19 protein-coding genes are annotated in these 19792 nt (G+C 58.5%); 13 read left to right on the top strand and 6 right to left on the bottom strand.

Going from position 1 to position 19792, the window contains the following annotated elements; genetic code table 11:
• Positions 1–20: 20 nt before the first annotated feature.
• Entirely contained in the window at positions 21–620 is a 600-nt protein-coding gene (cobO, locus tag FRH_RS17280) for a cob(I)yrinic acid a,c-diamide adenosyltransferase (protein WP_219861119.1), read from the bottom strand.
• A 209-nt stretch (positions 621–829) separates the two neighbouring features.
• On the opposite strand from cobO, the gene FRH_RS17275 reads away from it, so the two are divergent.
• The 4 genes from FRH_RS17275 to FRH_RS17260 all read left to right on the top strand — a co-directional run bounded on the left by FRH_RS17275 (position 830) and on the right by FRH_RS17260 (position 5855).
• Positions 830–1315 (top strand): YajQ family cyclic di-GMP-binding protein, encoded by a 486-nt coding sequence (locus FRH_RS17275; protein WP_281997324.1) that lies wholly within the window; start codon positions 830–832, stop codon positions 1313–1315.
• Between the two features lie 78 nt (positions 1316–1393).
• Positions 1394–4024 (top strand): aminopeptidase N, encoded by a 2631-nt coding sequence (pepN, locus tag FRH_RS17270; RefSeq protein ID WP_281997323.1) that lies wholly within the window; start codon positions 1394–1396, stop codon positions 4022–4024.
• 40 nt (positions 4025–4064) lie between these two features.
• Positions 4065–5024: a lipid kinase YegS gene (yegS, locus tag FRH_RS17265; RefSeq protein WP_153842854.1), complete on the top strand. Its 960-nt coding sequence runs from the start codon at positions 4065–4067 to the stop codon at positions 5022–5024.
• A gap of 30 nt (positions 5025–5054) precedes the next feature.
• On the top strand, positions 5055–5855 hold the full coding sequence (locus FRH_RS17260; protein WP_281997322.1) for a hypothetical protein: 801 nt from the start codon (positions 5055–5057) through the stop codon (positions 5853–5855).
• Positions 5856–5917: 62 nt separating this feature from the next.
• On the opposite strand, the gene FRH_RS17255 is transcribed toward FRH_RS17260, so the two are convergent.
• Positions 5918–6121 (bottom strand): cold-shock protein, encoded by a 204-nt coding sequence (locus tag FRH_RS17255; RefSeq protein WP_044630763.1) that lies wholly within the window; start codon positions 6119–6121, stop codon positions 5918–5920.
• A 133-nt stretch (positions 6122–6254) separates the two neighbouring features.
• Between FRH_RS17255 and FRH_RS17250 the strand changes: the two genes are divergently transcribed.
• On the top strand, positions 6255–6911 hold the full coding sequence (locus FRH_RS17250; RefSeq protein ID WP_281997321.1) for a LysE family translocator: 657 nt from the start codon (positions 6255–6257) through the stop codon (positions 6909–6911).
• A gap of 39 nt (positions 6912–6950) precedes the next feature.
• Here the strand turns inward: FRH_RS17250 and FRH_RS17245 are convergent, their stop codons facing one another.
• Complete coding sequence (locus FRH_RS17245) at positions 6951–8900, bottom strand: transglycosylase SLT domain-containing protein (protein ID WP_281997320.1); 1950 nt, start codon at positions 8898–8900, stop codon at positions 6951–6953.
• 117 nt (positions 8901–9017) lie between these two features.
• On the opposite strand from FRH_RS17245, the gene FRH_RS17240 reads away from it, so the two are divergent.
• From FRH_RS17240 to sixA, 4 genes are all read left to right on the top strand, one after another.
• A complete protein-coding gene (locus FRH_RS17240; protein WP_139527141.1) occupies positions 9018–9365 on the top strand; it encodes a DUF1232 domain-containing protein in 348 nt (115 codons plus the stop codon).
• A gap of 98 nt (positions 9366–9463) precedes the next feature.
• The gene (gene htpG / locus FRH_RS17235) at positions 9464–11368 is read left to right on the top strand and encodes a molecular chaperone HtpG (protein ID WP_153842858.1); all 1905 of its coding nucleotides are present in this window, start codon (positions 9464–9466) and stop codon (positions 11366–11368) included.
• Between the two features lie 127 nt (positions 11369–11495).
• On the top strand, positions 11496–12587 hold the full coding sequence (locus FRH_RS17230; RefSeq protein WP_153842859.1) for an NAD(P)H-dependent glycerol-3-phosphate dehydrogenase: 1092 nt from the start codon (positions 11496–11498) through the stop codon (positions 12585–12587).
• Positions 12580–13086, top strand: coding sequence for a phosphohistidine phosphatase SixA (gene sixA / locus FRH_RS17225; protein ID WP_139527144.1), 507 nt, complete (start codon positions 12580–12582; stop codon positions 13084–13086). The genes FRH_RS17230 and sixA overlap by 8 nt, the downstream gene beginning before the upstream one ends.
• A 74-nt stretch (positions 13087–13160) precedes the next feature.
• On the opposite strand, the gene gatB is transcribed toward sixA, so the two are convergent.
• The 3 genes from gatB to gatC are packed head-to-tail and all read right to left on the bottom strand — an operon-like array spanning position 13161 to position 16422.
• The gene (gatB, locus tag FRH_RS17220) at positions 13161–14615 is read right to left on the bottom strand and encodes an Asp-tRNA(Asn)/Glu-tRNA(Gln) amidotransferase subunit GatB (protein WP_281997319.1); all 1455 of its coding nucleotides are present in this window, start codon (positions 14613–14615) and stop codon (positions 13161–13163) included.
• Positions 14615–16075, bottom strand: a complete 1461-nt coding sequence (gene gatA / locus FRH_RS17215; RefSeq protein ID WP_139527146.1) for an Asp-tRNA(Asn)/Glu-tRNA(Gln) amidotransferase subunit GatA — start codon at positions 16073–16075, stop codon at positions 14615–14617. The genes gatB and gatA overlap by 1 nt, the downstream gene beginning before the upstream one ends.
• A gap of 59 nt (positions 16076–16134) precedes the next feature.
• A complete protein-coding gene (gene gatC / locus FRH_RS17210) occupies positions 16135–16422 on the bottom strand; it encodes an Asp-tRNA(Asn)/Glu-tRNA(Gln) amidotransferase subunit GatC (protein WP_139527147.1) in 288 nt (95 codons plus the stop codon).
• 229 nt (positions 16423–16651) lie between these two features.
• Here gatC and FRH_RS17205 point away from each other — a divergent pair, with 229 nt between their 5' ends.
• From FRH_RS17205 to FRH_RS17190, 4 genes are read left to right on the top strand one after another with little or no spacing between them, the layout of a single operon-like run.
• On the top strand, positions 16652–17689 hold the full coding sequence (locus FRH_RS17205) for a rod shape-determining protein (protein ID WP_018915723.1): 1038 nt from the start codon (positions 16652–16654) through the stop codon (positions 17687–17689).
• Between the two features lie 23 nt (positions 17690–17712).
• Entirely contained in the window at positions 17713–18654 is a 942-nt protein-coding gene (gene mreC / locus FRH_RS17200; protein WP_153842862.1) for a rod shape-determining protein MreC, read from the top strand.
• Positions 18654–19142 carry a rod shape-determining protein MreD gene (mreD, locus tag FRH_RS17195; protein WP_139527149.1) on the top strand — a complete coding sequence of 163 codons (489 nt, stop codon included), beginning with the start codon at positions 18654–18656 and terminating at the stop codon, positions 19140–19142. Before mreC ends, mreD begins: the two co-directional genes overlap by 1 nt.
• Positions 19135–19737, top strand: coding sequence for a Maf family protein (locus tag FRH_RS17190; protein WP_281997318.1), 603 nt, complete (start codon positions 19135–19137; stop codon positions 19735–19737). The genes mreD and FRH_RS17190 overlap by 8 nt, the downstream gene beginning before the upstream one ends.
• The last annotated feature ends 55 nt before the right edge of the window (positions 19738–19792 follow it).

The raw sequence follows: 19792 nt of genomic DNA, 5'->3' as shown, positions 1-19792 counted from the left end.
TTGGCCGCCCTTTATCGTGCTTAGAAATCGATGCCTCGCCGGGCCTGAAGGCCGTTGTTGAAAGCGTGTCGCACCTCCTGCATGTCGGTCACGGTGTCCGCCATGGCCACCAGCTCACGGTGGGCATTTCGCCCGGTAATGATCACGGTTTGTTCCTGCGGACGGTCCAGTAGCGCCTGTTTGACCGTGGCGATATCGAGATAGCCAAACTTCAGCATGTAGGTGAGTTCGTCCAACACCACGAGATACGTCTCGGGGTCTGCCAGCATTTTCTGCGCTTCTTGCCAGACCTCCATACAGGCGGCGGTGTCCGCTTCGCGATTTTGCGTATCCCAGGTAAAGCCGGTTGCCATGATAGCGACGCTCAAATGTGGATCGTCTTCCAGCCGATTGCGCTCGCCACACTCCCATAACCCCTTGATGAACTGCACCACGCCTACTTTGTAGCCATAACCCAGCGCGCGCGTGACGGTGCCCCAGGCGGCGGTGGTTTTGCCTTTTCCGTTACCCGTGTTGATGAGCAGCAGTCCGCGCTGCTCGGTGGCATTGGCGACTTTTTCGTCCACTCGCGCTTTGAGTTTTTCCATCGATGCTTTATGGCGGGTATCGCGATCACTCATGGTCTCTCCTCTTTGAAAGAGTGCAGGGCTATGTCAGCAGGTTACGACAGAGGCGCACAATTTAACATCGCCCTGAGAGGTGTTTGTATAGCTTTTAAGCTTGACGTGACCGGCTTGCAGAGTTTTTGTCCAGCTTTTTCTAAGAGAATTGGCCGGTTGGGGGCTTGCTGCTCTAGAATGGTGGGTCATGTCTTGTTAGGAATAGTGCCATGCCCTCATTTGATATCGTGTCAGAATTAGATCAGCACGAAGCCGCCAATGCGGTGGACCAGGCCAATCGTGAAGTCCAGTCACGCTTCGACTTCAAAGGCGTCGATGCCAGCTTCACGTTGGAAGGCGATAAGGTGCTGCTCGAAGCCGAAGTAGATTTCCAGCTCAAGCAAATGCTGGACGTGTTGCGTAACCGACTGATTGCCCGCGGTATCGACGCACGTTGCATGGATGTCAAAGATGCCGTGCTGTCCGGTGTCAAGGCGCGTCAAGAGGTGTTACTCAAGCAGGGGCTCGACCAAGCTGAAGCCAAGGATGTGGTCAAGCGCATCAAAGGCAGTAAGTTAAAAGTGCAGGCTCAAATTCAGGGTGAAAAAGTGCGCGTGACGGGCAAAAAGCGAGATGACCTGCAGAGTGTCATGGCGCTACTGCGTGGCGAAGAGGGGCCTGACTTGCCATTACAGTTCGACAACTTTCGCGATTGACGATCACAAAAAATATTCATTGAGTAGCGCCGTATAGGCGCTACTCGACTACTGAAAAGCTTACAGGAGTTTCGCGCTATGTCTGATCCGCAGCCGGTTTATTTAAGCGACTACCAGCCACCCGCCTACCACGTAATTCATACCGAGCTGACGTTTGATCTTGACCCCACCGAGACCCGTGTGAAAGCACGTCTGACCATGCAGCGCCACCTAAGCGCTGACGCGGCTGCGCCGCTGGTGCTCGATGGTGAGCATCTATCGCTGCGCGCGCTTGCCATCGATGGTCAAGCGTTGAGCGATGCCGATTACCAGCTCACTGATGAAACGCTGACGATTACCCGTGTACCTGCTGCCTTTACGTTAGAAAGCGACGTGGCGATCTCGCCCAGTAGTAATACGGCTTTGGAAGGGCTTTATCAATCAAATGGCATGTACTGCACGCAGTGTGAAGCAGAGGGCTTTCGACGTATTACCTATTATCCGGATCGCCCCGATGTCATGGCCACGTTCAAGGTCACGGTCATCGGTGATGCGCAAAAGGAGCCGGTGCTCCTCGCCAACGGCAATCCGGTCGAGCAGGGAACGCGAGAGGGCGGCCGTCACTTCGTGACCTGGGAAGATCCGCATCCCAAGCCCTGCTACCTCTTTGCGCTGGTGGCTGGGGATTTGCAAAAAGTCGAAGATCACTTTACGACCATGAGCGGCCGCGACGTGACGCTGCAGCTGTGGGTAGAGAAGGAGAATCTCGATAAAACCGACCATGCTATGGCCTCACTCAAGCGCGCCATGCGCTGGGATGAAGAGACTTACGGGCGCGAGTACGATCTGGATCTGTTCATGATCGTGGCGGTCAACGACTTCAATATGGGGGCCATGGAGAACAAAGGCCTCAACATCTTCAACTCCGCGGCGGTGCTCACGCACCCCAAGACCGCCACCGATGCGGCGTTTCAAAATGTCGAAGGGATCGTTGCCCACGAGTATTTCCACAACTGGTCGGGGAATCGCGTGACGTGCCGCGATTGGTTCCAGCTCTCGCTAAAGGAAGGTTTTACGGTATTCCGCGATCAGTGTTTTTCTGCGGATACCAATTCAGCCCCCGTCAAGCGCATTCAAGACGTCTCGTTTTTCCGCACCGCGCAATTTGCCGAAGACGCAGGTCCCACGGCGCATCCGATTCGTCCGGATCACTATATCGAGATCACCAACTTCTACACGCTGACTATCTATGAAAAAGGGGCAGAAGTGGTGCGCATGCTGCGCAACCTGCTGGGCTGGGAGGCCTTCCGCCGTGGCTCGGATCTCTATTTCGAGCGCTTTGACGGGCAGGCCGTGACGATCGAAGACTTCGTGGGCTGCATGGCCGAGGTATCGGGCATCGATTTAAGCCAGTTCATGCGCTGGTACTCCCAGGCGGGCACGCCGGAAATCGATGCCCACGGTGAGTACGACTACGCCAACGCCGAGTACCATTTGACGCTTCGCCAGCGCACGCCAGCCACGCCCGGACAGCCGGACAAGCAGCCGCTGCACATTCCGGTACGCATGGGCCTGGTGGGCACCAAATCCGGTCAGGATTTAACGCTCACGCTCGACGGCAACAAGATTGGGAAAGACGCGGTCATTCACCTGACCGACGATGAGCAGACCTTCATCTTCACGGAAGTGGCCGAGGCACCCGTGCCGTCGCTACTGCGCGATTTTTCCGCACCGGTCAAGCTGCACTTCCCTTATTCCCGCGAAGATTTGGCCTTTCTATTGACCCACGATAGCGATGGTTTCAACCGCTGGGATGCCGGTCAGCGATTGGCGCTACTGGCGCTGGACGACCTGATTGCTGCCCATCGAAACGGCGTCGAAAAAGTGATGGACAACCGAGTGATCGAGGCATTCCGCTTGCTCTTGACCTCTTCCATGGACGATAAAGCGGTGCTGGCCGAGATGCTGACACTGCCCTCGGAAGCCTATATCGCCGAACAGCAGCCAATCGTCGACGTGGATGCCATTCACGCTGCCCGCGAGTTCGTGCGCCAATCCCTGGCGCTGGCACTGCGTGATGAGTTCTTGGCCGTCTATAAGGCGAACGTCAGTGACGCCCCATACGCGCCTACGCCTGAACAAATGGCTCAGCGCAGCCTCAAAAACGTAGCGCTCGCTTATTTGATGTCCATTGAGGACGACGAGAGCGTCGCGCTGTGTGAAGCGCAGTTTGCGACGGATCACAACATGACCGACGTTCGCCACGCGCTGACACTGCTCGTGCACAGTGATCGTGACGACGTGTCGGCACCGGCTTTGAAAGCCTTTGGGGAAGCCTGGGCTCACGATCCACTCGTGATGGATCAGTGGTTTACGATTCAGGTAACGCGCCCTCAGCCCGATGTACTGGAGCGCGTGGAGTACTTAATGCAGCACCCTGCGTTCTCGATGAAGAACCCCAACAAAGTGCGTGCGTTGATTGGCGCTTTTGCGCAAAACCGTATCAATTTCCACCGCCTGGATGGCAAAGGGTATGCCCTGTTGGCGGATGCGGTGATCGAGCTCAACCGCCTCAACCCTGAAATTGCCGCGCGGCTGATTACCCCATTGACGCGCTGGCAGCGGTTCGATGAGACACGACAGCAGTTGATGCGAGCAGAACTCGAAAGAATCAAACGCGAGCCGCTGTCGTCCAACGTGTTCGAGGTGGTCGAGAAAGCGCTGGCATAACGTGCATCCAGTGAATTAACCATGGAGAGGGAAGACACCGGTGACAGACCCACAACAGCGTTATTTATTGATTATCAACGGTAAGTCGGCCGGGAATCCGGCGCTGCGCGACGCCGTCGAAGCGCAGCGCAAGGCAGGGACGCCCATCATTGTTCGCGCGACGTGGGAAGGTGGCGATGCCGCTGATTTTGCAGCCCAAGCGCTCGATTTGGGCGCGACATGCGTCATCGCATGCGGTGGTGATGGCACCGTCAACGAAGTCGTCAATGGACTCATGCGGCTGCCCCATGACCATCGTCCGAGCTTGGGCGTGGTGCCGATGGGCAGCGCGAATGATTTTGCCACTTCGGTGGGGTTACCTTTGGAGCTGGATCGCGCACTGGCGGATGCCGTTCGCTTGCCGTCTGCGCCCATCGATGTGATTCGTATGACGGCGGAAGCCAGAGGCGAACCGTCGGTATGCTATTACATCAATATGACCACCGGTGGTTTCGGCGCAGAAATTACCTCCTCTACCCCCAAAACGTTAAAACGCATGTTAGGGGGAGGAGCCTACTCACTGATGGGTGCGCTCAAGGCGTGGCGTCATCGCAGTTATCGCGGCACGTTGCACTGGGGCGATCATGAGCAGGCCGCGTCACTGCTGCTGCTGGCACTGGGCAATGGGCGTCAATCGGGTGGGGGGCAGGTGCTGGCCCCTCGTGCCAAGCTCGATGATGGGCGATTGGACGTTCTGCTAGTCAAAGATTTTCATTCGGTGACGGAGCTTCCTGCGCTGCTCGGCGAGCTACAGCAGTTCCCCGCAGAAGGGCGTTATGTGCGCTACTTCACTGCCAGCCAGTTGACCGTTACCACTCGGTCCGATGATGAACCTTGGCCGCTGACCCTGGATGGTGAGGCAAAACGCTATCAACGATTTACCGCTGAAGTCGTCCCGCTAGCGTTGAAGGTACGCTTACCAGAAGGCTGTTCGCTGTTGTCTGCCAACGACCGCCACTAATGAATTCGAACCATTAAGGAGCATGACTCGATGAGCTACCGTGTATGGATGCCGCTACTGGCCAGTTTGGCCCTACTGCTGAGTGCCTGCGGCGACAGTCAAGAAGAGGCAAACGTCGTACCGGAAGAGAGCGCGGCCGAGCAGCCCAGTGAGACGCCAGCCGCTGCACCTGACACCGGTAGTGACGATGTTCCTTCGCCCTCCCAGGTGGAAGACGACATTGAACGTCAGGCGTCCGAGGCGTCCGAGCCTTCCAATGCTCAGGAAGACCTGTCTTCCACCGCCAGTGAGCCAACCTCGGAGCCCCTGCAGGCGGACGAAGAGACGCTGGCCGCCGACCCCGACGAAGCCCTTGACGAAGCTAGCGCAATGCCGGGTGAAACCACGCGTTCTGATGTCGATGACGTGATTGCCGAGACCGAGCGTCGTTTCGAAGAGGCACAGCGTCAGTTGGAGCAACAGTTTCAAGAAATCGAGCAGCAGTCGCCCGAACTGGCGCCCATGGAGAACGACCCCATCGAGCCAAGCTGGGAGCGCGAAAGCAGCTTACCCGAAGGCACTTCCGTGGAAGGAGGGTTAGAAGCGCAAGATGTGGATGCGCTCATCGAAGATACCGAACGTCAATTCGAAGAGGCCCAGCAGCGCCTAGAAGAGCAGTTCCAAGCCTTGGAGAGTGAGCGCCCCACCAATGGTGCACCCCTGGCGTCTGACGAACTCCAAGACCGCGACGTTGGTGACGACCACCCTGTTGAAGAGCGCTCTACCAATGACGATAGCGAAGCGCAAGAGGCCGAAAGCTCCTCGGACGACACGTTGGATACATCGTCTTAAGAAGGAAACCCCAACCTATAAAAAAGGCCCGCATTCGCGGGCCTTTATCCATTCGGTGCGGTTCAAGCAACGCGAATGTTGGAAGCCTGAAGGCCTTTTTTACCCTGAGTCACCTCGAAGCTGACTTTCTGACCATCTTGCAGGGTCTTAAAACCTTCAGCTTGAATTTCAGAGAAGTGGGCAAAGAGATCGTCACCGCCGTCATCGGGAGAGATGAAGCCGTAACCTTTGGTGTCGTTGAACCACTTGACAGTGCCAGTTGCCATCGTTCATATCCTTAACGTGCTTAATGATTGAGCAGGCGACGCTCTGCCAACCTGCCAAATTCACTTTAGAAGCAAATAATCAGCACGTCCAGTCACGTGATTAAGATTCTTTATCACTCAGCGAGCCAAGTACATGATGGAACTCAACCTCATCGATGCGCAGTTCATTCCCTTTTTAGTGGCCATCACGCTGCTGTCGATAAGCCCAGGAGTCGACACGCTTCTGGTGATTCGCAACACCGCGCGAGGCGGTATCCGAGACGGCATAGCCACGAGCGTAGCCATTTGCTGTGGTTTGTTCGTTCATGCCACCGTTTCGGCGTTGGGTATCTCGTTCATTTTGCTGCAGTCGGCCTGGGCGTTCAACATGCTGAAGTTGGCAGGGGCGGCGTATTTGATTTGGCTGGGGGTCACGAGCCTGCTGGCAGCCCGCCGAGGAACGCCGCTGCCGGTGAAGGGCGTCCTGAAGGAGGCGGCGCCCGTTCCGCTGTGGCAGCCAGTCAAAGAAGGGCTGCTATCCAACGTGCTCAACCCCAAAACCGTGGTGTTCTACATGGCGTTTTTACCTCAGTTCATCGCGCCAACTGACCCCGCACTCGTCAAATCCCTCTGGTTGGCGGGCGTGCACTTCGTGATTGCCAATATTTGGCAGATTAGCGTCGTGTTGATGGTTGGTGGGGCGAGTAAATGGCTGGCCAGCGCACGCTTTGCGCAAACCTTGAATGCTGCCACTGGCGCGGTGTTGGTCGTTTTCGGCGTGCGGCTGGCGCTGGAGCAACGCCCGGTGTAACCGGGCGTTGTGGGGGGATCGCGATACGCGTCGCTGGGACTAGCGCTGTACGAGGGCGCGGTCGTAGCGCACGGCCTGCTCGCTTTCGTTGAGTAGCGAGACCCCATCGCTGCTACCGCCGTTGGCTAAGCTCTCAAAAATCACCCGGTAGCTCAGCACTGCCTGTACGTAATCGCGTGTCTCGCGAAATGGAATACTCTCCACGAAGAGATCGAACGACTCCATGCTCTGAGTGCCTAACCACTGATCGACGCGTCCAGGTCCTGCATTGTAGGCAGCTGTGGCCGCAAGACGATTGCCTCGGTAGCGCGCGAGCTTGTCGCGCAAGTAGGTACTTCCAAGGCGAATGTTCAGCTCAGGATCCAGCACGCCGTAGGGACCGGGGTCGTTCAGCCCCAGTTGACGGCTCACTTGGGCGGCCGTGCCGGGCATCAACTGCATCAAGCCCCTAGCGCCTGCGGGTGAGAGCGCCACCGGGTTGTACGCACTTTCTCGGCGGGTAATTGCCATTAATAGGTAAGGGTCTACCCCTGTTTGAGCGCCCCATTGAAGGAAGCTCTCGCGGTAGGCGGGAGGAAAGCGCCACTCCAGGGCGTCCCACATTTTGCCTGCAATGGTGGTTTGTACTAGCCGTGCGTGCCACTGCTGCTGGGCGGCATAGTCGGCTAGCGCGCGGGCTTGCTGGGGCGTGCCGTGCTCGATGGCGTAAAGCCACTCGCTGTTGGCTAAACCGTCTTCACCGATACGCAGCAGCGCCTCGGTGCGCTGCACGACCGGTAGTCGTGCCGTCTGCTCGCGGGTAGCCTCGTCGAAGTGATGGCGCTCGTTGTTGAGTCGGTAAGGCTGGTCGATTCTATCGGCGGCGGCGAAGCCGTAGAAGCTGCGGTCAGTGGCTGCTTGCTGATAACGTGCCATGGCCGCCTCGGGGTTGCCAAGCTGCTCGTTGGCGCGCCCCAGCCAATACTGCCAGCGACTGCTCGCTTGCTGGCTCGCGGGCATTTCGGCAATCCAGTGTACGACGTCGGTCCACTGGCGGTCGGCCAGCGCGCGACGCACGCGCAGCTCCAGTACGCGCTCGCTGGCTAGCGAGGGCAGCACGCTATCGACCCAGCCGAGCGTGCCGGGCAACTCCCGAACGAGGGTGTAAAACGCTAGCTCTTCCTCGATGACTTGGCGCTCTTGCGCCGTCAAGTTCAAGCGAGGCGAGAGCTGCTGCCAAGCGGCGAAAGCGGTAGGCGTGTCATCTCGGGTCAGGCGCTGCATGGCGGCTTGGTAGAAAGCCGCCGTGGCCCTGCACTCCGGGCCTAGGCAGGTGGGGGCGCTGGTGATGGCCCTGGCGTTGTTGCTGACCGCGTCCACCGTGTCGAGGGCCGTTTGCCACTCGCTGCTCAGCAGTCCGCCTAGGTAGTTACTCAGGCGCGATTCGCCCGCTTGCCAAGCTAGCATCTTGCGTTCCCAGATGGCGGTCGCATCGATAGTGCCATCGGCCCGTAGGCGGTTGAAAAGGGGGTCACAGGCATCGGGCTGTGAGCTTCCTACTCGCCAAAGCGCCAAGCCCGCGCGTCGCGACTCTTCTGGGGCACGGTCGATGAGCGCCATGTAGTAGTAACACTGACGTGCCGTTCCAGCAGGCTCGCCATCGGCGACGGTGAGTAGATCGCCGTAACGTCCTGCATGACCATATTTGGCAATGGCTTGGCCGCGCATCCATTCCGATAGCGGAGAGTCGGCATGCTGTTCGATGAACTGCAGCACTTGACTGGCGGCCACGTTGGGCAACTGGTTGCGTAAGCGGTGATAGGTGACATAACCGCTGAGTATGTGTCCTTCGATGGCGCGCTCATCGATGTGTTGCCACTGCTGCTGGCGTGCGGCGTTGAGCGCATCACGCATAGCGTCATCAGTGGCTGCCCAACTCCCCGTCGGTAGGCCGATGATGGCTGCTGCACACAGAGTGCGAAGGGTAGAACGTAATGGCGTAGCCGGCATGGCACTCCCTCTTGCTCGGTGGTGGGGTCAAAGGCGCAATAGTGAACTATACGGACAAGTGAACTATACGCACAGATAAGGTTCTGACAATCGTGACACTAAGAGGATTCGATAACGATGGCACGATTATCCGTTTGGGGATTGTTTCGTCGATTGAAAACACGCGTATGGGCCGTTAAACGTATCGCCCGTGCGCTCAAGCTATTTTTACCCATGACCCGCGATGTGCTGAAAGGAGATTTCAGGCCGATTCCCTGGTCTGCGTTTGGCACCATGGCGCTGGCGTTGGCCTACCTGGTCATGCCATTCGATCTGATCCCCGACTTTTTGGTGCTGCTAGGTGTGGTCGATGACGTATTGATCGTGGGCTGGTTACTAAATCGCGTCGATACGCAGTTGGCCGACTATCGCGCTTGGAAATCGGCTACTGAGGCAGCCACCGCTTCTTCACACACACCTTCTTGAAATCCCTTCGCTTATCCCCATATTGAGTTCACTACCTTTTCCGCCTCTGCCTATGGGCAGAGGCGTCAAGCAACACGTGATCAATGAGGGCTAAGCGCATGACCACTGCGACCCATGAAGAAACTCTTGGCTTTCAGACGGAAGTCAAACAGCTCCTGAATCTGATGATCCACTCCCTGTACTCGAATCGGGAGATTTTTCTACGCGAGCTGATTTCCAACGCCGCCGATGCCTGTGACAAGTTGCGCTATGCCGCACTCGATAACGACGCTCTATACGAAGGCGATAGCGAGCTGCGTATCGAGATCGAGCACGACCGCGACGCCAACACCATCACGCTGCGCGATAATGGTATCGGCATGAACCGCGAAGATGTGATTGCCAACTTGGGCACCATCGCGCGTTCCGGTACGGCAGAGTTTTTGAAGCAGCTCTCCGGCGAGCAGCAAAAAGACGCCAAGCTGATCGGTCAGTTCGGGGTTGGTTTCTATTCGGGCTTCATCGTGGCCGACGAAGTGGCCGTACGTACTCGTAAAGCAGGCACCGCTGCATCGGAAGGCGTCGAGTGGCGCTCCAAAGGCGAAGGCGAGTTTACCGTTGCCGACATCGAGCGTGACGCTCACGGCACGGAAATCACTCTGCATTTAAAAGACGATGCAAAAGAGTTCGCCGACGACTACCGCCTGCAAAGCTTGGTGCGCAAGTACTCTGATCACATCGAAGTGCCGGTGCGTATGCCCAAGGTCGAAACCGCCAAGGATGACGACGGTAACGAGATCGAAGGTAGCGAAGTGACGACGTGGGAAACCGTCAACGAAGCTACCGCGCTGTGGGCGCGCCCGAAGAGCGATGTCAGCGACGACGAGTATAAGGCGTTCTACAAGCACGTTGCCCACGACTTCAGTGACCCGCTTACCTGGAGTCACAATAAAGTCGAGGGTAAGCTCGAGTACACCAGCTTGCTCTACGTGCCGGGCCGCGCACCGTTCGACATGTTCGACCGTGACGGCTCGCGCGGTGTGAAGCTTTACGTGCAACGTGTCTTCATCATGGATGATGCCGAGCAGTTCCTGCCCCTCTACCTGCGTTTCATCAAGGGTGTGCTGGATACGCGCGATCTCTCATTGAACGTCTCCCGTGAGTTGCTGCAGCAAGATCCCAAGGTCGACAAGATCAAAGGGGCGCTCACCAAGCGTGCGCTGGACATGCTCAAGAAACTGTCCAAAGATAGCGAGCAGTATCAAACGTTCTGGAACACCTTTGGCAGTGTGCTGAAAGAGGGCCCAGGTGAAGACTTCGCTAACCGCGAAAAAGTCGCTGGCCTCCTGCGTTTCGCCTCTACCCATACCGATACCGCCACGCAAGAACACTCTCTGGCGGATTACGTCGAACGTATGAAAGAGGGCCAGAAGAAGATCTACTACGTGGTGGCGGATAGCTTCAATGCAGCGAAGAACAGCCCGCACCTGGAGATTTTCCGCAAGAAAGGCATCGAAGTGCTGCTGCTCTCTGACCGGATCGACGAGTGGCTGATGAGCCATCTGACAGAATTTGACGGCAAGCCCTTTGCCGATGTGGCAAAAGGTGAGCTGGATCTTGGGGACGTAGAGGACGAAGCCGAGAAAAAAGCCCAGGAAGAGACGGCCAAGGCGAAGGAAGATCTCGTAAAGCGCGTCAAAGAAGCGCTGAGCGATGGCGTTCAAGAGGTCAAAATCACCCATCGTCTGACCGATTCGCCCGCTTGCGTGGTGTTGCCCGAGCACGAAATGGGCTATCAGATGCGCCGTATCATGGAAGCGGCCGGGCAAAAACTCCCGGATGTGAAACCCATCCTCGAGCTCAACCCCAACCATGCCCTAGTGGCCCGTTTGGAAAATGCAGAGGGTGATCTATTTGGCCAGTTAGCCCACATCCTTCTGGATCAGGCGATCATTGCCGAGGGCGGTCATCTGGACGACCCGGCTGCCTACGTGAAGCGTCTCAATAGTGTGTTGACGGCTTAATGCCCTAAGCTCGCTAGTCGCGGCCCGCTTGGTCAACCAAGCGGGCCGCTTGTTTTGTTAAGGTAGTACTTATCAAAATGGGGGGTGTTGAGGCCCACCGTTACGTAAAAGAACTCAGGACATGGCTATGGCAGAGCAGCAAAGTAACGTCGCGGTGCTGGGGGGCGGGAGTTTTGGTACCGCGCTGGCCAGTATCGCTGCCGACAATGGCGCTAACGTGCGTCAATGGTTGCGCGACGAGGCGCTGGTCGCGCAGATCAACCGAGAGCACCGCAACGGCCGCTATCTTCCCGACTATGCGATCAACCCTGCCGTCACCGCATCGACCGACTTGAAAACGGTGCTGACGGGTGCCGAACTGGTGCTGATTGCCATCCCGTCGAAAGCGTTTCGCAGCGTGGTGCAAGCGGCCAAGCCTTGGCTCTCGCCCGAACAAATCCTGGTCAGCACCACCAAAGGGATTGAGCAAGATGGCTTTTTACTGATGAGCCAAGTGCTGGAGCAAGAGACCGGCTTCCCCCATATTGGCGTCATTGCAGGGCCTAATTTGGCCTCCGAGATTGCTGACAAGCAGTTGACCGCCACGGTGATCGCCAGTGCGGATGCGCTAACGCGCACTCGAGTACAGCAAGTGCTGGGCTGTCGCTATTTCCGCGTTTACGCCAGTAATGATCGTCACGGCGTGGAGCTGGGGGGCGCATTAAAGAATATTTACGCCATTGCAGCGGGCATGGCCGCGGCGCTGGGGATGGGGGAGAACACACGCAGCATGCTGATGACCCGAGCGCTGGCCGAGATGAGCCGTTTCGCCGTTGCCCAGGGGGCCAACCCCATGACGTTTCTTGGTTTGGCAGGCGTGGGCGACCTGATCGTCACTTGCTCGTCTAACTTGTCGCGCAATTACCGCGTGGGCCATGCACTGGGTACGGGGCTGTCGTTAGAGGAAGCGGTGGCTGCGCTTGGCCAAGTGGCGGAAGGCGTCAATACCGTCAAGCTGGTCTGCGCAAAAGCGCGCGAGATGGGGGTTTATATGCCGTTGGCCGAAGGGTTGAATCGTGTGCTCTTCGAAGGCGTGCCTGCCGAGGACATGGCGGGAACGCTCATGATGGGCGAGCAGAGTAGCGACGTGGAGTTCATTCTGCCCCGCGAAGCGGTTCAGCAGGCGCATCGCGAGCAGGCTCATCAGGATCAGCAAGGCAGCGGAGGTTCCCATGAATAGCCACCGACAGCAAGGTAGTTGCAGCGTATTGATCATGCGTCATGGCGAAGCCGCGCCAGGTTTTCCAGACCACGCCCGGCCGCTGACGCCCAGGGGGGAGCACGAGGCCGAGACCATGGCTCGCTGGCTGGCGACGCGTATCGATCAAGGCGAGCTGTCTAGGCCAACGCTCTACGCCAGCCCTTACGTCCGTGCTCAGCAAACCGCCCAGCGAATCAGCGATGCCCTGGGCGCCCCCCTCAATACGCTGTCCTTCATTACCCCGGAAGATCCGCCCGGCGATGTCAGCGACTGGTTGCTCAGGCATCCCGTTGACTCGCCGATCATGCTGGTTAGCCACATGCCGCTGGTGGGCGACTTGGCTGGGCTGTTGGTCGAAGGCGCGCCAAGCCAGGGCGTTGGCTTCCCCACGGCGGCCATTGCCGAGCTAGAGGCTGACGTCTGGGCGGCAGGCTGCGCGCAGCTCAAGCGTTTTACTCAGCCGAGTCAACTGGCTTAACGAGACGCTCGAGACCAAAAAAGCGGCTGCCGAGGCAGCCGCTTTTGGTTGATGGCCGTGCCGACTAGCCGTGGCTAGAGCAGCGCATCCAACTTCTCTTTCAACAAGCCGTTGACCTGCTGGGGGTTGGCGGTGCCGCGTGAGGCTTTCATCACCTGGCCCACGAAGTAGCCAATCATCTTGCCACGCTTCTCGGGCTCGGAATCACGGTACTGCGCCACCTGTGCCGGGCTTTCGGCAATGACTTGGTCGATCATTGCTTCGATGGCGCCGGTGTCGGTCACCTGTTTTAGGCCTTTGGCCTCGATGACGGCATCTGCGCTCTCGCCCTGGCCGTTCCACAGCGCTTGGAAGACCTGCTTGGCGGCTTTGCCGTTGATGGTGTCGTCCAGCACGCGGCTGATCAACTCACCCAGCTGTTGGGCGGATACCGGACTGTGTTGAATGCTCAGGTTCTCCCGGTTCAATGCACCAGAGAGCTCGCCCTGTACCCAATTGGCTGCCTGCTTGGCGTCGCCACAGACGCGATGCACTTCTTCGAAGAACTCCGCCATGTCACGGCTGGCCGACAGCACGTTGGCGTCGTACGCCGAGAGGCCTAGTTCGCTCTGGAAACGGGTGCGCTTGTCGGCGGGTAGTTCCGGCAGTTGGCTGCGCAGGTGGTCCAGATAGGCCTGGTCCAACACCACCGGTAGCAGGTCGGGGCAGGGGAAGTAGCGGTAGTCGTTGGCTTCTTCCTTGGTCCGCATGCTGCGGGTCTCGTCACGCTCTGGATCGAACAGGCGAGTCTCTTGGACGACTTTACCGCCATCTTCGATGAGCTCGATCTGCCGCTCGACTTCGAACGCAATGGCGCGCTCGACGAAGCGGAAGGAGTTGACGTTCTTGATCTCCGCCCGGGTGCCAAACACGTCTTGGCCTTTTGGACGTACCGACACGTTGACGTCGCAGCGCATCGAGCCCTCGGCCATGTTGCCATCGGAAATACCCAGGTAGGTCACGATGGAGTGAATCGCTTTTAGATAGGCGGCGGCTTCTTTGGCGCTGCGCATGTCCGGCTCGGAGACGATCTCTAAAAGTGGCGTGCCCGCCCGGTTCAGGTCGATCCCGGTCATGCCGTGGAAGTCTTCGTGCAGCGATTTGCCGGCGTCCTCTTCCAGGTGGGCGTGGTGAATACGAATCCGTTTGGTGGTGTCGTCATCCAGCGTGATCTCGACTTCACCCGCGCCCACGATGGGGTGGTACATCTGACTGGTTTGGTAGCCCTTCGGCAAATCTGGATAGAAGTAATTCTTACGGTCGAACACCGAGACTTCAGGGATCTCGGCGTGGACGGCGAGGCCAAACTGCACGGCCATGGCGACGGCCTGCTCATTGAGCACCGGCAGCACGCCCGGCAGGCCCAAGTCGACGGCGCAGGCCTGGGTGTTCGGCTCGGCGCCAAACGCAGTGGAGGCGCCGGAAAAGATCTTAGAGCGCGTTGCGAGCTGAACGTGGACCTCGAGCCCGATCACGGTTTCCCATTGCATTAGGCGTTCTCCTCGGCAAAAGCAGGCAGTTGAAGGTGCCAGTCGGTCGCTTGCTGGAACTGGTGAGCAACGTTGAGCAGCTGCGCTTCGGCAAAGTGGGTGCCCAGAATCTGCAGGCCTACCGGGCGGCCACCGGCAAAGCCAGCGGGAACGCTAATACCTGGGATGCCTGCCAGGTTGACGGCGATGGTGTAGATGTCTTGCAAATACATGGAAACCGGATCTTTCTTGGCGCCCAGGTCGAAGGCAGGCGTCGGTGAGGCGGGGCCCATGAGCACGTCGACATCCTCGAAAGCATCGAGAAAATCTTGACGAATCAAGCGACGAACCTGCTGCGCTTTGGTGTAGTAGGCGTCGAAGAAGCCCTCCGATAGCGTGTGTGTGCCAATGAGAATGCGGCGTTTCACCTCTTCACCGAACCCTTCCGCCCGTGAGCGGGTGTAGAGGTCGACGAGATCCGCAGGCGCATCGCAGCGATGACCAAAACGCACGCCGTCGAAGCGCGATAGGTTCGACGAGGCCTCGGCAGGGGCGATGACGTAGTAAGCCGGAATCGCGTAGTGGGTGTGCGGCAAGCTGACGTCGCGCACCGAAGCGCCCAGCGATTCATACACTTTCACCGCGTCACGAACGGCCTTCTCGACCTCGGGGTCCAGGCCGTCACCAAAATACTCCGTCGGTAGGCCGATTTTGAGGCCAGAGAGCGGGGCGTTGAGCGTCTCGGTGTAGTCCGGCACGCCACGGGCGACGCTGGTGGAGTCGCGTACATCGTGACCGGCAATCACGTTCATCAGGTGCGCACAATCTTCGGCAGTGCGTGCCATGGGGCCTGCCTGGTCGAGACTGGAGGCGTAGGCGATCATGCCGTAACGAGAGACACGTCCGTAAGTGGGCTTCAGACCGGTAATGCCACAAAATGCTGCTGGCTGGCGTATGGAGCCGCCGGTGTCGGTGCCCATAGCCGCGGGTACGAGCCCGGCAGCCACGGCAGCAGCGCTACCGCCCGAGCTTCCACCGGGCACGGCTGAGAGATCCCAAGGATTTTTGACGGCACCGTAGTGGCTGTTTTCGTTGGAAGAGCCCATGGCGAACTCATCCATATTGGTTTTACCCAGGCTAATGGTGCCTGCAGCGCTCAGTTTTTCGACCACGGTGGCATCGTAAGGCGCGATAAAGTTATCGAGCATTTTGGAGCCGCAGCTAGTTTTCACGCCTTGGGTACAAAAAATATCTTTTAGCGCTAGAGGAATTCCGGTGAGCTTGCCTGCTTTACCGCTGGCTCGTGCTTTATCAGCGGCGTCGGCTTTTATGAGCGCCTGCTCGGCGGTCACGGTAATGAAGCTATTCAGCTGGTCGTCGGTTTTCTCGATGCGCTGTAAAAAATGAGACGTCAGCTCTCGGCAGGAGAGTTCACCACTGTCTAAGGCGGCGGCGAGCTGCGTTACGGTTTTGTCATGCATGACCCGGAAGCTCCGTTCAGAGGCGGATGGAAGGAGTGGAAACGAACGATGAGCGCGGCTTATTCGACCACGCGCGGGACCAGATAAAGGCCGTTTTCCACTGCCGGGGCGCAGTGTTGGAACGTATCGCGCTGATTCGTTTCGGTGACCTCGTCGGCGCGAAGGCGCTGGGTCGCATCGAGCGGATGGGACAGCGGCGCGACGCCTTCGGTGTTCAGGCTCTGGAGCTGGTCGACCATGTCCAGAATGCGGCTAAGATCGTCGACGAAGCCGCTGGCTTGGTCGTCGCTAACGGCGAGTCGGGCCAAGTGTGCGGCCCGGCGCACATGAGATTCTTCAAGCGCCATGATCGAGGTTTCCTCGCAATGGTGATGGAACATATTTCGCTTTGAGCGGTATACGTACGGTCATCTTAAATTCGTCTGACGGAGCAGACGTGGAAAATAGCCGCAAAAGGTACCACATATTGGCCTTGGCGGGCAGTGTTCGGGACGACTCGTGCTTGCTGCCAAGGGGTTGCGGTGATACCGTTTGCATCCGCACAGGGTTCCCGGTCTGCACTAGGTAACAACATCCATGTTCAAACGTTTGAGGGGGCTGTTTTCCAGCGATCTGTCGATCGACTTGGGTACGGCCAACACACTGATTTATGTACGCGGTCGTGGCATCGTGCTCGATGAACCGTCCGTAGTCGCCATTCGCCAGTCTGGCAACATGCGCAGCGTCGCCTCGGTGGGTGCCGATGCCAAGCGCATGCTTGGTCGCACGCCTGGCAATATTACGGCCATTCGTCCGATGAAAGACGGTGTTATCGCCGACTTCACCGTTACCGAGCAGATGCTTCAGCACTTCATTCGCAAAGTGCATCAAAGTACGTTCCTCACCCCCAGTCCGCGCGTTCTAGTCTGCGTGCCCTGCATGTCGACGCAGGTGGAGCGACGCGCCATTCGTGAATCGGCGGAAGGCGCCGGCGCGCGTGAAGTGTTCCTGATCGAAGAGCCCATGGCGGCAGCGATCGGTGCTGGCTTGCCGGTGGAAGAAGCGCAGGGCTCGATGGTCGTGGATATCGGTGGGGGCACCACGGAAATCGCGATCATATCGCTCAACGGCGTCGTATATTCAGAATCGATCCGCGTAGGCGGTGACCGTTTTGATGAGGCGATCACCGCGTACGTGCGCCGTCACTATGGCAGCCTGATTGGTGAAGCGACGGCTGAGCGTATCAAAGAAGAGATTGGCTGTGCTTATCCAGGTGGCGAGCTGCGCGAGATCGATGTGCGTGGCCGTAACCTTGCCGAGGGTATTCCACGCAGCTTTACCTTGAACTCCCACGAAATTCTCGAAGCACTGCAAGAGACGCTGGGCTCTATCGTAGCCGCCGTCAAAAGCGCGCTGGAGCAGTCTCCACCCGAGCTGGCCTCGGATATCGCCGAGCGCGGCTTGGTGCTGACCGGCGGTGGCGCACTGCTGCGTGACCTGGATAAGTTGATCGCCGAAGAGACCGGCTTGCCGGTGATCGTGGCGGAAGATCCGCTGACCTGCGTTGCACGTGGTGGCGGCAAGGCATTGGAGATGATCGATCAGCACACGTTTGAGTTGCTGTCGAGCGACTGATCGCAGCGGTTTATCGCGGGGGATTGCCTATCAAACCGCTGTTTTCACACGGGCCGCTACCCGGTTACCGGCTATTCTTCTGTGTTGTGGCGGCAAGCGCATTGATGTTTGTCGACCACCGTTTCACTCGCATGGAAGATCTGCGCGCCCAAATGACCACGATCGTTGCACCCATTCAGTGGGCGGTTAGTGTGCCCAGCGACCTGCTGAACTGGGGGGCGCTGGCGCTCTCCGACCAGCAGGCGCTGGTGGATGAAAATCGACGCTTGCGCGAGCAAATTTTGACACTTTCCCACCGTGGTCAACGCTTGGCGAATTTGACTGCTGAGAACGCGGAGCTGCGCCAACTGCTGGGTGCCGCCGAGCGGCGGGACATTCCCTATATGACGGCGGAACTGCTGTCGTTGGACAACGACCCTTTTAGCCATCAGATGGTGGTCGACCGTGGGCATCGCAACGGTGCCTACGTGGGGCAGCCGGTGATCGATGCATCAGGACTCGTCGGCCAGGTGACGGCCGTCTCGGCATACTCGAGTCGGGTCTTGTTGCTGGCCGATGCCAGCCACGCGCTGCCGGTCCAGGTCAATCGCAACGGTCTACGCTTCATTGTTCAGGGCACTGGCCGCTACGGTAGTGTGAACGTGCTTCACGTACCGGATACGGCCGATATCCGTGAAGGTGATCTGCTGACCACGTCCGGATTGGCGGGGCGCTTTCCGCCGGGCTACCCCGTGGCGAGGGTAACTGAGGTTTATCACGATCCTGGCCAGCCGTTTGCTCGTGTGGTCGCTGAACCATCTGCCCAGCTCCAGCGTTCGCGACATTTTTTGCTGCTTTTTCCACCTCCCCGTGAAGAGTTGGATCCGTCTATTTGGGATGAGTCCATGGAGATTTCAGCCGACGCGCTCCATGCTGCTCAGCGGCTTGGGCAACCAGCCCCCCCGTCCGAAGAGGAGGCGCGCTAATGGCACGTGCGCCGATGGTACCGCTCGTGGTGGTCTGGCTCAGTCTCGTATTGGCGCTGTGCCTGCAGGTCATGCCACTTGCTGATGGTTGGCAAGTGTTTCGCCCCGAATGGGTGGGGCTCATGCTCATCTACTGGTGCATGCGTGCCCCTGATAGAGTCGGTGTCTTTCATGGCTTCGTATTTGGCCTATTGATGGATCTCATCGAGGGGACGGCACTAGGGCAGCACGCGCTCATCCTGTCGTTACTGGCGTTTTTAGCGGCGCTGGTCTATCCCCGTTTTCGCGCTTACTCGTTGGTACAGCAATCGGTGCTGGTGCTGGTGCTGCTGGGATTGGTTCAGCTCATCGAGCAGTGGCTGCGCACGTTGACCGGCGACTTCTCGATCCACCTCTCTTTCTTGATTCCCTCGCTGGTGAGCGCGCTGCTGTGGCCGTGGCTGGCGACGATGTTCCACGCCATCGAACGGCGCATGGCCAATGCGTGACGTTGCCACGACTCCCGTGCTCTGCTTGGCGTCTGCTTCACCGCGACGACAGGCGCTGCTCGCGTCGATCGGCGTGCCCGTCACCGTCATGCCCAGTAACGTCGACGAAACGCCCATCGAGGGAGAATCCCCCGCCGCTTATGTTGAGCGGCTGGCCATTGCCAAGGCAGAGGCAGCGACGGGGAAAACCACGCTGCCCGTGCTAGGGTCGGACACGGCGGTGGTCGTCGACGATACGATTCTGGGCAAGCCGCGCGACCAGCAGCACGCGGCTGATATGTTATCGCTGTTAGCAGGGCGGTCGCACCGAGTACTCACGGCAGTAGCGGTCAGCGGGTCGCGGGGTATACTCTCCTGCTGTGTGACCACCGAGGTCATCATGCGCGCGTTAACGGCAGACGAGATCGAATGCTATTGGCATACCGGTGAACCTATCGATAAAGCGGGCGGGTATGCCATCCAGGGGCTAGCCGCTATTTTTATCGAACGAATTCAAGGCAGTCATTCCGCCGTGGTAGGGCTGCCTCTTTTTGAAACCACGCGCTTGCTTCGCCAGCAAGGGGTTCCCATTTGGGCGGGCCGTTATCTTACGTAGCCACCGACTCATCGCCCGCTGCGCTGGCAAGGAATTGGACACCCAATAAGGAATT

This window comes from Halomonas sp. A020, assembly GCF_027943625.1.
Classification (GTDB): Bacteria; Pseudomonadota; Gammaproteobacteria; order Pseudomonadales; family Halomonadaceae; genus Vreelandella; species Vreelandella piezotolerans.
The sequence above is the reverse complement of the archived record's forward strand: the minus strand, read 5'-3'. Positions and strand labels throughout refer to the sequence as shown.

Coding starts and splice junctions, on each gene's coding strand:
- cobO (WP_219861119.1), bottom strand. CDS start 620: ATGAGTGATCGCGATACCCGCCATAAAGCATCGATGGAAAAACTCAAA.
- FRH_RS17275 (WP_281997324.1), top strand. CDS start 830: ATGCCCTCATTTGATATCGTGTCAGAATTAGATCAGCACGAAGCCGCC.
- pepN (WP_281997323.1), top strand. CDS start 1,394: ATGTCTGATCCGCAGCCGGTTTATTTAAGCGACTACCAGCCACCCGCC.
- FRH_RS17260 (WP_281997322.1), top strand. CDS start 5,055: ATGAGCTACCGTGTATGGATGCCGCTACTGGCCAGTTTGGCCCTACTG.
- FRH_RS17255 (WP_044630763.1), bottom strand. CDS start 6,121: ATGGCAACTGGCACTGTCAAGTGGTTCAACGACACCAAAGGTTACGGC.
- FRH_RS17250 (WP_281997321.1), top strand. CDS start 6,255: ATGATGGAACTCAACCTCATCGATGCGCAGTTCATTCCCTTTTTAGTG.
- FRH_RS17245 (WP_281997320.1), bottom strand. CDS start 8,900: ATGCCGGCTACGCCATTACGTTCTACCCTTCGCACTCTGTGTGCAGCA.
- FRH_RS17240 (WP_139527141.1), top strand. CDS start 9,018: ATGGCACGATTATCCGTTTGGGGATTGTTTCGTCGATTGAAAACACGC.
- htpG (WP_153842858.1), top strand. CDS start 9,464: ATGACCACTGCGACCCATGAAGAAACTCTTGGCTTTCAGACGGAAGTC.
- FRH_RS17230 (WP_153842859.1), top strand. CDS start 11,496: ATGGCAGAGCAGCAAAGTAACGTCGCGGTGCTGGGGGGCGGGAGTTTT.
- sixA (WP_139527144.1), top strand. CDS start 12,580: ATGAATAGCCACCGACAGCAAGGTAGTTGCAGCGTATTGATCATGCGT.
- gatB (WP_281997319.1), bottom strand. CDS start 14,615: ATGCAATGGGAAACCGTGATCGGGCTCGAGGTCCACGTTCAGCTCGCA.
- gatA (WP_139527146.1), bottom strand. CDS start 16,075: ATGCATGACAAAACCGTAACGCAGCTCGCCGCCGCCTTAGACAGTGGT.
- gatC (WP_139527147.1), bottom strand. CDS start 16,422: ATGGCGCTTGAAGAATCTCATGTGCGCCGGGCCGCACACTTGGCCCGA.
- FRH_RS17205 (WP_018915723.1), top strand. CDS start 16,652: ATGTTCAAACGTTTGAGGGGGCTGTTTTCCAGCGATCTGTCGATCGAC.
- mreD (WP_139527149.1), top strand. CDS start 18,654: ATGGCACGTGCGCCGATGGTACCGCTCGTGGTGGTCTGGCTCAGTCTC.
- FRH_RS17190 (WP_281997318.1), top strand. CDS start 19,135: ATGCGTGACGTTGCCACGACTCCCGTGCTCTGCTTGGCGTCTGCTTCA.